Raw genomic sequence first — 12498 nt, 5'->3', positions numbered from 1 at the left:
CATGCTATGAGTTTACTGCGGGGCAATGGTATCACCCGGCGTTAGCCGTGCTCAAGTTAGCATATGGGATTGAATGGAGGCAAAAAAGCCCCGTTGCAAAGAAAGGAGCTTAGATATACAGCGGATAGTTGTTGGCTATGGGGCCGAGAATTGATGGCTCAGGCTCAGGCAAACACCGTTTAGTCGCGGGTTTGCCTTCGCTTTAGGGAAGCGAGCAGGCTACTTTGTTAAAGCGCCTTGGGCGATCCATGTTCCAAGCAGATCTCTCTCCTGTTGGCTCATCTGGGTGATATTGCCAAGTGGCATCGCCTGCGTTGTGATCGCTTGCGCCTGAATTCTTGGTGCTAGCATTTGAATTTGCTCCGGGGTATCCATGACCACACCCAGTGGTGGCGCGTTGAAGCCAGCAAAGGTTGGTGTTGCCGAATGACATACCGAACAACGCTCATCAATAACCTGTTTGACCTGACTAAAACTCACCTGCGTAGCTGAGGTGGCGGCAGTTTTGGGCGCCGTTACAAACGCTAGGGCGATCATTCCCAAGGCGGCGGCGGGAAGTGTCCAGACATACTTCTGAGATTGGTGTCGGGTGTTAAAGTAGTGACGTACCAACACGCTCAGCACGGCGAGGCCGGCGAGAATTAGCCAGTTGTACTCAAATCCATAGGTGCTAGGGAAATGATTGCTGATCATGATGAACAGCACCGGCAGGGTGAAGTAGTTGTTATGCCGAGAGCGTAACAGCCCTTTAGCGGGGAGTGACGGATCGGGTTCGCGGCCGGCGTTAATGGCACTTACCATAGCGCTTTGCGCCGGCATGATGACAAAAAAGACGTTACCTACCATGATGCAACCGATAACTGCACCGATGTGGATAAAGGCTGCCCGGCCACTGAAGACTAGGGTGAATGCCCAGGCGGCGGTGACGAGTAAAACAAATAGCACTAAACCGAGCAGTGCGGGTTTTTTACCCAACGGTGAGTCGCACAGGGTGGTATAGATAAACCAACCGGCAATTAAGCTGGCAATACTGATGCCGATAGCTGCGGTAGAGCTAAGATCACTGCCGGGAGCCACGAGGTAGAGCTGGGCGTTAAGGTAATAAACGACCGCTAGCAGGCTAAAGCCGGATAAAAAGGTGGTATAGGCTTCCCATTTAAACCAATGTAACTGTTCTGGCATTTTTGGGGGCGCCAGTTTGTATTTTTCTAAATGGTAGATGCCGCCGCCGTGGATCGCCCACAGGTCGCCGGATAAGCCTTCCCGTGGATTGCGGCGGTCGAGGTGGTTTTCCAGCCAGACAAAATAAAAGGATGCGCCAATCCAGGCGATTCCGGTAATCATATGAACCCAGCGCACGGCTAGGTTTAACCATTCGGTGATATGGGGATCCATGGTTTACTCCTCATAGAGTGACACTCATCGCTTTCGCTAAAGGCCAACGATATTCATGTTGTGTTTAGCAGTGGCGCTACTGCTGCTGAGTGTTAAATTCGAGCACTATGTTGGTTTCTTCAGCAAAGAAATACTCATCACAATTGTTGCCTTCACCCTCACGGTCGACAACCAGAAAGTCATCTTCTGGAACGCAGCTTAAAACCGGGTGGTGCCATACGCCGGAGTGATAATTGATCCCTTGGCGGCCATCGGTGATAAAGGCGCGAATCTTTTCCAACGCCGGTTTATCACCGGGTTCGGCAACGACAATCAAAAACGGGTTCTGCTTGAGGGGCATAAAGGCCTGACTACCAAACGGATGCCGCTCTAGCAGTTTGATCCGCAGCGGCATAGCTAATCCCTGTGCCCGGAAAATACTCATGATGCCGCGGTCGCCGGCTTTACCCAGCATGACTTCGGCTAAGCGGTGAAAACGCTGAGTCGAACCGTTGTTGATCATGAAACAGTCACGATCCTGGGTCTCAATCACCGTGCCATAAGGGGCAAAGGCGGCGGCGGTCAGTGGTTCCGGTGTGAGGATAAGCGTCGTTTGTTGCGTCATCTAAAGGCTCCTCAGTTGCTAATGTTGCCAAACAGTCTTAGACGGCTGACACCACCGTCTGGGAAGATATTCAGACGGATATGGGTAATGGTGCCAATGGCGCTAATTTGCTCGCTAAACTCATGTTCTTGGTGCATCTCGAGTTTCTGCGAAGGTAATAGTTCTTTCCAGAATAAACTCTGGGTTTCGATCTGCTCATCGGTGCCGCCTTTAACAAAGGCCGCCTGAATGGAGCAGCTATCGGGGTAGTTGCCCTTAAAGTGCAGGGTATCAACGATGATACGGCTGATTTCACCCGGATGGCCTAAGGCGATAATCACCCAATCGTTACCCGGTGTACGGCGACGGGCGGTTTCCCAGCCATCGCCCATATTGATAGCGCGACCCGGGTTGAGAATATTACTCATGGTGCCGTAGTGTTGATCACTGCAGGCTAGCGCACGGCCGCCATTGAGGGAAGCGGCCAGATCGATCTCTTGATCACGGCTGATGGATGACCAGTTGAGGTAAGGGATGCCATATATTCTTAGACGCGCGACACCGCCGTCGGGGAAGATATTAAAGCGAATATGGGTCCAAGGGCGTTCATCATCGATGGCGTGGAGATGTTGGCTGTCGCCATTTAAGCTAACGGCGCCGAGTAGCTCAGTCCATTCGGCATCGTCGCTCGGGTCGCCATTGTCGCAGAAGCAGGCTTCTAGCGATGCTGAGGGGGAAAGTTTCCGGTAAAGAATGCGGTATCAATATCGATACCTTTAATGATGCCGGGGACACCGAGACGGATAATGGTGTAGTCATAGCCTTCAAAACGTTTACGGCGGGATTCCCAGCCATCCATCCATTTACCGTTGTCGTCAAAGACCCCATCTTTCCAAACGGGAGCTTCCGGTTGTAGCATTCGGTCGACGGCGGCAAACCAGTCGTCGGTTACAAAAATTGCTTTACTGCCCAGGCGGGCGTCAGCCAGGTTGATGTGTTTCTCAAATGTTGTTGTCATTATTTATCTCGTTCTGGCAAAAATGTATTAGATAGCATCCAGTCGAAACTGGGCTATTTTATTAATCTCCTGCAGGGCGCGGTTGAACTCCTGCTCGGGGTTGTTATGGATGCGTTCTTCAAAGGCGGCCAGTATCTGGTGCCGGTTACTGCCTTTGACCGCCATGATGAACGGAAAGCCAAAGGCCGTTTTATAGGCATCATTTAGTGCGGTAAAACGAGTAAACTCTTCCGCGGTGCACTCACTGATACCGGCACCGGCCTGTTCGGAGGTTGACGATTCGGTCAACTCGCCCGCGATAGCGGCTTTGCCGGCAAGATCCGGGTGGGCATTGATAAGATCCAGTTGAGATTGTTTATCTGCATCAAGCAAGATCTTTGCCATGCGCTTGTGCAGCGTCTCGATCTGGTCGTAACGACTATCGAGTCCGAGGTCATAGGCTTGTTCTGCTACCCAAGCGGAGTGTTCATAAACATCGCCAAAGGTGCTGACAAAGGCTTCACGGCTCATTTGGCTTGGGGTACAGCTTTTGAACTGTGGGCTACTCATGAGGCGGCCTCCGGGTTAAAGGGATGCTCGCGGTGCCAGTGTTCGGCAATATCAATACGGCGACTAAACCACACTTGCTCATGGCTTTGGGCATAACGGATAAAGCGTTCGAGTGCCGCGATCCGTGCCGGCCGTCCAATTAGGCGGCAGTGCAGACCAATAGAGAGCATTTTTGGTGCATCGGCCCCTTCGGCATACAGGGTATCGAAAGCATCTTTTAGATATTCGTAGAACTGTTCGCCACTATTGAAGCCCTGTTGTGTGGCAAAACGCATATCATTGGTATCGAGGGTATAGGGGATCACCAGATGTCCTTTGCCCTGATTATTTACCCAGTAGGGTAGGTCATCGTCATAGGCATCGGAGTCATACATAAAGCCGCCTTCTTCCATCACCAATTTACGGGTATTTGGGCTATTACGGCCGGTATACCATCCCTGTGGACGCTGACCGGTCACCTGGGTAATGACATCGATTGCGCGGTGAAGGTGATCGCGCTCTGCGGCTTCATCAAAATATTGGTAATCAATCCAGCGATAGCCGTGGCTGCAGATCTCATGACCGGCATCGACCATCGCCTGCGCTACTTCGGGGTGCCGTTCGATGGCCATTGCCACGGCAAAGATGGTGAGGGGGACGTTATATTTACTGAACAGTTTTAGCACCCGCCAGACACCCGCACGACTGCCATATTCATAGCAGGACTCCATGCTCATGTGCCGTACACCGGGTAGTGCCTGAGCACCGGGCATCTCTGACAGGAACGCTTCGGACTCACTATCGCCATGTAAGGTGCAGCGCTCACCGCCCTCTTCGTAGTTCAGAACAAATGATATAGCGATACGGGCCTTGTCAGGCCAGTGCGGATGGGGTGGCTTGCTACCATATCCGATCAGATCACGAGGATATTCATTGTTCACGGGGCACTCCTTAAAGATACTAAAAGCCTGTATTGGATTAGATAATGAATCAATCCAAACCGGTATGCAATCATTGTATACAATGTTTTTTGTGATTAACAAGGGTCAAGTATCGATAAAAACCTGCCTTTCGACCGTTGGATTCTCATAAGTCGCGGACAAAGCCTTTGGTATCAATGGATTCAACTGGTGATGATAGTGCAGGAAAATATGAACAGAATAATGTATACAATAAAGTTTAAAATTGTCTTTAAGTGTTTTTTTTACTGTTTTATAGTGTAGTCAACTGCAGATCAGTTTAGTCTGATCTTTATACATATAAGCTAGAGGATGCACACTCCATGGGTTATTTGACAACACATGTACTGGATTCAGCGCATGGCTGCCCCGGCAGCAACATACCGGTCGCACTCTACCGTATCAGCGATAACTATCGCGAACAGATTCATACCACTCTGACCAATGATGATGGCCGCTGCGATCAGCCAGTATTGGAAGGTGAAGACTTTAAAGTGGGGGTGTACGAATTGACCTTTAGTGTTGGCAACTATTATCGTCACCGTGGCATCGAGCTGCCAGAGCCGGCTTTCTTAGATGATGTGGTGATACGCTTCGGCATCGCCGACGAAGATCAGCACTACCATGTACCGTTGTTGATTTCGCCATATAGTTATTCGACCTATCGCGGATCATAATGTCAGTCGCTTGATGTCGTTTTAATCCCTGCTAGGCGTGGTCTTGCGGTATCTAGGGCACTCTACTTAGGCGCTCCTTATGAGGAGCGATTTAAACAGTGGTGTCTGGTTACTCGAGGGGCATGTTATTCGAGAGTTGAACTTGTTTTATAGCTTAAACTGCTTTTAGAGAATATAGTCAGCACGTCTAGGGCTTTGTTACTGACGTGAAGCCTATCTAAGATTTAATGCCTCTAGGCTTGTCTGTTTCGCTTAACGCAATCTTGCCGTGCGTCTTCGTGGCAATAATGCCCTTCAATTATTATGTCTTCTTTTCCATCGCCAAAATCTGTTGGTAGAGCTTATCTGCCTCAACGCTGAGTTCAGAATAGCGTTCTATGTTGCCATTTCGCTGGGCCTGCATGGCTTCTTCTAGGGTTGATTTGTATTGCTTATCCAGCTTTTTGCTAGGGTTGGACTTAAAGATAGAAAACATCAGTGTTTCTCGAGTAAGTTGATTGTGTTGTTGTACGGCGCAATGCTGTTGCTGGATCCTTTTGCTGTCAGGTAAGCATAAAGGCGATCCTCTATATGGGGCGGGTCTCAAATGTCTGGATATTTTCCAACCTCGCGCGAAGCAAGTATGATGATCGCCCGCATATCACGCTAGGATTGTTCTGCCATGCCATTATTTGAAGAAATCGATAGCCAAGCCTCGCCTTTAGGGCAGATATCTCTGCGTCGGCGGCGAATGCCCGCATTTGGTGAGCGTGAGATCTATGAGGTGAAGCTCGGCGAAGAGTTTTTGATGTCGAGTATGTTTGTGGCGGCGGAAGAGGCATTAGCGGATCTAGGTTTAGCCGCCGTTCAGGGTGAACAGTGTAGTGTTGTAGTGGGAGGGTTGGGGCTCGGCTATACTGCGGTGGCAGCCTTAAAAGATCAACGTATTGCCGAGTTGCTGGTGGTTGATGCGCTTGATACCGTGATTGGTTGGCATCAAGATGAACGGGTTCCGTTGGGTAAAATACTCAATGCCGATAACCGCAATCGCTATGTGCATGGTAGCTTCTTCGATTTAGCGGCTGAGCCGAGTAAGGGCTTTGATCCGAAGTGCGCCGGGAAACAGTTTGATGCCATTTTATTGGATATTGATCACTCCCCCACGGAGTATCTTAATTCAGCCAATGCGAGCTTTTATACCACCGAAAATCTGTCATTAATGGCTGAGCAGCTTAAACCCGGTGGTGTGTTTGCTATGTGGTCACAAAATTTGCCGGAAGCCCCCTTTGAGGCTTTGTTGAAAACGGTCTTTGCGCGGGTCGATGCCCATGTGGTGTCTTTTTATAACCCGTTTCAGAGTGATGAATCGACTAACTCGGTGTATGTTTGTGTTAAGGCCTAATATTACCCCGCCGCGAGTCGTTCGTTAGCCCTATTTTGTTCGCCTTATAAGGAAGCCAGTTATGTCAGAGATTGTCACAATCGTTGCGGCTGATGATCATTCAATGTTCTTGGAAGGGCTCAGTAGTTTGATTGGTAAATCGCCGACGTTTCAATTATTAGGCACAGGCAGTAATGGCGATGAATTGATTGAGCTCATTAAACAATTTAGCCCCGCTATTGCCTTAGTCGATCTGTCGATGCCGGGAGCTAAAACCGAAGAGATTCTTCAATTTGCCGAGCGTCATAGTCCGGCTACTCAACTGATTGCATTAACCATGCATCTTGAAGCGCATTTGGCTAAAACTTTATTGGGCTTAGGCTTATCCGGTTATGTACTCAAAGAGAGCGCATTTGAAGAGTTGAGCGATGCGATCGAAAATGTGCAGCAGGGAGAGCAGTTTTTATCTCCCGGGATGATTGAAGCGCTCTCGATATTTGAGTCGACCGATGGCAATGCGACCTTAACCACACGGGAGATCGAGGTGTTAGCCTGTGCCGCTCAAGGGCTTTCCAATAAGGAAACCGGACGGCAGTTGGATATCTCTGAACGCACGGTGCGCTTTCATATCTCTAACTCCTGCCTTAAATTAAATGCACATGGTCGTGCCAATGCGGTCGCTGAGGCGCTCAAACAGGGCTATATTCGTTAAGCAGCAATACCTGCAGCAGGAAACTTAATCTGTATATGACAGCCTGTGCCCTGATTGCTGGTGATATCGATATGACCGTTTAACAGGGTGATTCTTTCCTGCAGGCTGACAAAGCCATAACCGCCATCGTCGCGGTATTCCTGTTTGACGTTGTTGTTAAAGCCCACGCCATCATCCTTAATCGAGAGAAAGACATAGCCTTTTTTGGTCGCTAACTGGATCTCAACCTGACGCGCCAAGCCATGTTTGATCGCATTGGCGACACACTCCTGAAATATTCGAAATACGTGAATCTCGGTGCGTTTATCGAGGTCGATATCGGTGACGTTGAGTTGGGTGCTAATGCCATATATTTTTTCAATATTCTTGCACTCAGTTTCGAGCGCCCCCTTGATGGGAGTCTGATCGATAATCACGGGGTGTAGGCCGTTGATCAGGCGTCTTAACCCCTGAACAGCTCTTTCTAACTCCGCTTTGACATACTCTAGATGTTTGTCTTTATCTTCGGTGTGTAATGCTAAATTTGTCTGAAGTTTCGCTGAGGCAAGGTGCTGACCAATGCCATCATGGAGTTCTCGAGCAATTGAATGGCGAACATTGTCGGTGATATCGACGATTCTGATAGAGAGTTTCTTAAAGTCCATGCGGATATGGGTTAGCTGCTGAAAGTATGCGAACAGCAGTGCATAGCGATAGATGATACTACCGAATTGAATATTCCGGTGGCCAAAGAAATCATCGGGAAGCCATTGGCTACGAATAGAAAAGACATAAATGATAATGCCAAAAAACTGAGCGTAGGCGCCGACACGTTTATAGATAAGCCCTTTAAACGCGGCATAGATAGCATAAAGGAAAAACGCCACCGCCTGTAGGTTCCAGAGATACCAGCAGAGATTTTTCAGCTCGAATGAGATGTTGGGTAATAAAATCACCGCAACGTTGACTGCCCAGGTCACAGAAAAAACGGTGATGAGCTTGCCGGGGATATCCCGGTACTGACTCCAAAAATACATAGCGGTGGTGTAGGGCAGCACCAGCATTGCCGTCACCATGGCAAGGTTGGCGCTGATGAATTTAATCGAATAGATGTAGTTGATATCGTGGGCAGCCGCCCCTAATAGCAGGAAAAAGCTACAGGCGAGTAGCCATTTGAATTCAGGTACTGGGCCTAAGGCTGTTTTCAGCAGCACAATAATAATAACAAACTCGATGACCCCTAAGACCGCAAAGACGGTGTCTAGGGTGATGATCTTAAGGGTTGTTTTATGGACTTTTTCGAGCAATGCATCGTATTGACCAATAACCACTTGGCCCTTGGTAATGCCAGCCCCACCGGGAAACATCGCCCCCCAGGCGGCGCCGAAACCGACATTGGTTTTGATCGCTAAAACATTGTTTTGCGGCTGTAGCAACTGATCGGGTATTTTATACAGTCGCGGTAAACTTTGTGGGTTTGTATGTAAAAAATCCCAAGCATTATAGGTTTCTCCCAATCCGCCGATACGAGTGCCATTGAGCCAGGTTTCATCGCCGTGGCGGATGGTTTCAATGAAAAGAGCTAAGTTTTGTTGGTTTGATGTTTGAAAATCGAAATGGATTCGATACCAGCCTTTGACCGGGGTGTTATGTCCTTGAAATAGCAGTTTAGGGACTTCAACGGTTTCCCATGGCTTGTCATCGAATGAGGGTTGGCTCCAGTCTGGGCTATCGCCGTGTTGAAACAACCAGTTATTTTTAAGCTGAACATCATTTGCCACAGCAAAGCTATTACCGATCAAGAGGGTAATAAATAGGCATGCTTTGATGCAGTTGATCATCGCGGGTTACTCGGGCCGGTCGTTAGAGGGGTACTGGCTAAAATATCAATCACCGATTTTAGTTGAGTTTATCTCAGCCTAATGGGTTAACCGAAAAGGCTACTAAGCCTCCATCGCTGAGGGGCTGTGTAGCCCCTCAGTCTGCAGGATAAATAGGGCTATTTATTGCTTTAATTGCGGCACCTGAACCGCTTTATGTACTACATTCCCGCCGGGTATGGATGGTTTTGTTAGCAGTACGGTCGCTTTTTTGACGGCTACTTTGTCTGCAGCGGAAGTGGTCTTTGCACAGCCGCCGCAGGGGTGAAAGGTTCCGCCGCCGGCCCATCTCATCGCACCGCTAAGGGCGGGGTATCGCATCAACATAAGGGTATCACCGGTTGCGTTGTATTGCGCTTCGGAGAAACTACCATCGCTTTTGCTTAGCTTGGAGCGTATTAATATGCCATTAGCCGTGCGTGCTCGCAGGATAAGATCAGCTGTTTGTCCTTTATCGATATTACCGATCAAAGCAGAAAAATTATCGATTTGAGGCCCGTCTCCGGCGATATGTTGAACATGGGTATAATGACCATCACCTTTGGCGAGTTTAAGCCGCAGAATCAAACCTTGTTGTGGGTCACGCTTACGTAGCAGAATATCAGTTCTGCGATCACCATTGAAATCACCGACTAAGGTTTCCAGTTTATCAACGTCGGCGGTTTCGGCGAGATCCTGTATGACTCGATGATAGGTACCATCCCCTTGAGAGAGATAAGTATTGGCGCGTAATAACTTCGTGCCATGGTCACGGGTGATTAGGATGAGATCAGACTTCTTATCGCGATTCACATCACCGACAAAGCTTTGCATATTATTCATATGCCACCAACCACCGGGGATCAGTTTTTTATAGGTGAAGCTGCCATCGCCATTAGAGATTTGGGTTCGTATTTGGAAGTTATTTGAACCACTTTGGAAGTGGTAGATTAGGTCGGTTTTACCATCACCGTTAACATCGGCGGCATGCATACGCATAGAGTCACCCATGGCGCCATCACCGGAGCGGTGATCAGTTTCTCGGTAAGTACCATCGCCATTCGAGTATTTAACGCGGATGTGCAACCCAGAGGTGGGGTGCTGATACAGTGAGATGAGATCGGACAGTTTATCGCCATCGACATCACCGATAAACGCCAGTTTTTCTGCTGCACTATGGCCATCGCCAGCCTGATACTCTTTTTCTGTGAAGCTGCCATCACCATTGGAAAACTTGGTGCGCAGCATTAAGCCTTTCTGTGGGTGGTAATAACGTAACAGTAGATCTGTTTTGTTGTCGGCATTGAAATAACCGGAGAGCATCGGTAGTAAGTCTACCGCTGCACCATCACCGGAGATAAACGCTTTATCGGTGAATGAGCCATCGCCGTTGGATAATTTTGTATGAATGATGAGCCCTTGTTGCGGGTTTCGAGAGCGTAGCACTATGTCACTTAAGCCATCGCCATTGATATCAACCGGATGTTGAGCGGTTGATTTGAAATGGGTGCTGCCAAATAGGTACATCGAGTCGTAAATATGGGTAACCGCTAAGTCAACAGTTTGCCATGAGTGTTCATATTTCCCCCCCATATCTTCATGACCGGCATTCACCCACTTTTGTTTCCACCAGCCGAGGTCGGTATCGCTGGCCTTCCATGTGAATGAACGGATGTCCGGTTCTAGGTCCCATACTTCACCGCCACCGTGAATATCCAGAACCGCCAGTTTGTTACGGTGGTCGCTGGGGAAAACTTGATCCATATCGATAGGATAGGATTCATAACCACTATTGAGTGGGTTTTTATATACGCCACTTAACGGAGGGAGTTCCCGGCCAACATTTGGGGTGCCGGTGGTGGAGCAAACAGGGTCTAAGCCTTGCACGATTAAGGGGATATTTTCATAGGTGGATGTTGCCCGCAGCTTTTGTCCGAGTCGGAACATCATGCAGCCCCCGCGGCTTTGCCCCGCCAAGACGATTAACTCCACTTTTTTAGGATCAAACTTTGACGTGAGAAACTCCCAATAAGCGTTTTCTCGTTTCTGTTTTTCGGCGGTGGATCGATAGTAGCCAAAGCGCATATCAAACGCGGCGATAAACAGGGTGTCGTTATCACTAAATTTACCATCCCCCCGCAAGCGACCGAGGACTGACCGAGCGTCAATCGTACGGGTGCAGCTTTTGGTGGCGTTCATACAGCCATCTTTATAATCGTTGGGTTGCCCCGTTAGTACGTTAGGATAGCCCTTACCAAACTTGCCTTTTTTCTCTCCACCGGGGTCTGTTTGTTGTCCTGCTGAGATAAACACAACCTTACGGACCTGATCTTTTGGTGGCTGGTTAACGATCGCGATATAGGTGTTGCGTTGCCCCTCGGTTGAAACGCCTGCATCATTCCAAGCTTGAAATTTTGATGGGGTGGAGGCTGTGCCGGCGCAAACATTATTAATACCACGAAAATCGCAGTAGCGTACCCGCTCGAGTAACACGTTCTCATCGGCATAACTGACCAACGAGGTCAGCAGTAAAGAGAGCGTGATTGATGATTTAATCACGGTGCTTTTTAGGCTCGACCTAAGAGGTGGTGATGGCGTGGTTAAATTCTGTTTTAGATATTTATCGCTCATGACGCTACCTGTCTTGTTATCCTTAAGCCAACATCATCGCTCAAATGGATAGATTTTTTATTAAAGTTATCAGACTACACTCTAGAGACAGTGGTGGTGATAGACAACTGTCGTATGCGACAGGTGCTTGAGTTAGATCTCAGGCAGGCTGACAAGGATATGTTTTAGGGTGTTGTTCCAGTATTACAGCGGTAATGATCTGAATGGCAAGCGCGACGTATGATGCTTTAAACGTTTAGCATAAGGTCTTTCAAGTGGCGGTGAACATTTTATTAACGCTGATGATGGCACTGTTACTGAATGGTTGCTTAGGCATGCCGAAGTCAGTGACACCGGTCGATCAGTTTGAACTAGAGCGATATTTAGGTCAGTGGTATGAAATTGCTCGACTCGATCACTCATTTGAACGAGGGTTAACCCAGGTTTTGGCTGAATATACTCGGCGAGAGGATGGTGGCGTGGCCGTGCTCAATCGGGGTTTTTCAACGGCAAAAGGAGAATGGCAGGAAGCAGAGGGGAAGGCTTATTTTGTTAACGAAAGCGATGAAGGCTATTTGAAGGTTTCCTTTTTTGGGCCATTCTACGGCTCGTATGTGGTGTTTGAACTGGACCACGAAGGCTATCAGTATGCATTTGTCTCTGGGCCTGACACCTCTTATTTGTGGCTGCTGTCCCGAACGCCTGACGTTAAACCTGAGGTCATGCAGAAATTTATGAAAATGGCTAAGGTTAGAGGCTTTGATACTGACGCTGTTATTGTTGTTGAACAGCGTCAGTAACCACGCAGGGAAGATGAT

The 12498-nt window shown here is 48.6% G+C and carries 11 protein-coding genes and 1 pseudogene; 4 read left to right on the top strand and 8 right to left on the bottom strand.

Features of this window, described 5'->3' with window-relative positions; all coding sequences use genetic code 11:
• Positions 1-219 precede the first annotated feature (219 nt).
• The 5 genes and pseudogenes from AC0L4K_RS13550 to puuE form a co-directional block, all read right to left on the bottom strand.
• Positions 220-1395 carry a urate hydroxylase PuuD gene (locus AC0L4K_RS13550; protein WP_473266658.1) on the bottom strand — a complete coding sequence of 392 codons (1176 nt, stop codon included), beginning with the start codon at positions 1393-1395 and terminating at the stop codon, positions 220-222.
• A 76-nt stretch (positions 1396-1471) separates the two neighbouring features.
• Entirely contained in the window at positions 1472-1999 is a 528-nt protein-coding gene (locus tag AC0L4K_RS13545; RefSeq protein ID WP_417226823.1) for an ureidoglycolate lyase, read from the bottom strand.
• Between the two features lie 11 nt (positions 2000-2010).
• Positions 2011-2897, bottom strand: a pseudogene (gene alc, locus AC0L4K_RS13540) (allantoicase).
• 126 nt (positions 2898-3023) lie between these two features.
• Positions 3024-3545: a 2-oxo-4-hydroxy-4-carboxy-5-ureidoimidazoline decarboxylase gene (gene uraD / locus AC0L4K_RS13535; RefSeq protein WP_417226826.1), complete on the bottom strand. Its 522-nt coding sequence runs from the start codon at positions 3543-3545 to the stop codon at positions 3024-3026.
• Positions 3542-4465, bottom strand: coding sequence for an allantoinase PuuE (gene puuE, locus AC0L4K_RS13530; RefSeq protein WP_417226828.1), 924 nt, complete (start codon positions 4463-4465; stop codon positions 3542-3544). Before puuE ends, uraD begins: the two co-directional genes overlap by 4 nt.
• Positions 4466-4806: 341 nt before the next feature.
• Between puuE and uraH the strand changes: the two genes are divergently transcribed.
• The gene (gene uraH / locus AC0L4K_RS13525) at positions 4807-5160 is read left to right on the top strand and encodes a hydroxyisourate hydrolase (protein ID WP_417226830.1); all 354 of its coding nucleotides are present in this window, start codon (positions 4807-4809) and stop codon (positions 5158-5160) included.
• A gap of 301 nt (positions 5161-5461) precedes the next feature.
• Here the strand turns inward: uraH and AC0L4K_RS13520 are convergent, their stop codons facing one another.
• Positions 5462-5635 carry a DUF6435 family protein gene (locus AC0L4K_RS13520; RefSeq protein WP_417226832.1) on the bottom strand — a complete coding sequence of 58 codons (174 nt, stop codon included), beginning with the start codon at positions 5633-5635 and terminating at the stop codon, positions 5462-5464.
• 186 nt (positions 5636-5821) lie between these two features.
• Between AC0L4K_RS13520 and AC0L4K_RS13515 the strand changes: the two genes are divergently transcribed.
• Both AC0L4K_RS13515 and AC0L4K_RS13510 read left to right on the top strand, forming a co-directional pair.
• A complete protein-coding gene (locus AC0L4K_RS13515; protein ID WP_473266655.1) occupies positions 5822-6541 on the top strand; it encodes a polyamine aminopropyltransferase in 720 nt (239 codons plus the stop codon).
• A gap of 61 nt (positions 6542-6602) precedes the next feature.
• Positions 6603-7232 carry a LuxR C-terminal-related transcriptional regulator gene (locus tag AC0L4K_RS13510; protein WP_417226836.1) on the top strand — a complete coding sequence of 210 codons (630 nt, stop codon included), beginning with the start codon at positions 6603-6605 and terminating at the stop codon, positions 7230-7232.
• Here AC0L4K_RS13510 and AC0L4K_RS13505 read toward each other — a convergent pair.
• Both AC0L4K_RS13505 and AC0L4K_RS13500 read right to left on the bottom strand, forming a co-directional pair.
• Entirely contained in the window at positions 7229-9052 is a 1824-nt protein-coding gene (locus AC0L4K_RS13505; RefSeq protein WP_473266653.1) for a sensor histidine kinase, read from the bottom strand. The two genes, AC0L4K_RS13510 and AC0L4K_RS13505, sit on opposite strands and share 4 nt — an antisense overlap.
• Positions 9053-9214: 162 nt before the next feature.
• A complete protein-coding gene (locus AC0L4K_RS13500) occupies positions 9215-11701 on the bottom strand; it encodes an FG-GAP repeat domain-containing protein (protein ID WP_473266651.1) in 2487 nt (828 codons plus the stop codon).
• Between the two features lie 254 nt (positions 11702-11955).
• On the opposite strand from AC0L4K_RS13500, the gene AC0L4K_RS13495 reads away from it, so the two are divergent.
• Entirely contained in the window at positions 11956-12480 is a 525-nt protein-coding gene (locus AC0L4K_RS13495; protein ID WP_417226842.1) for a lipocalin family protein, read from the top strand.
• The last annotated feature ends 18 nt before the right edge of the window (positions 12481-12498 follow it).

The sequence above is a fragment of the Amphritea sp. GJ51-11 genome (genome assembly GCF_055808735.1).
Note: the sequence above shows the minus strand (reverse complement) of the source record. Positions and strands in the feature narration are given on the sequence as shown.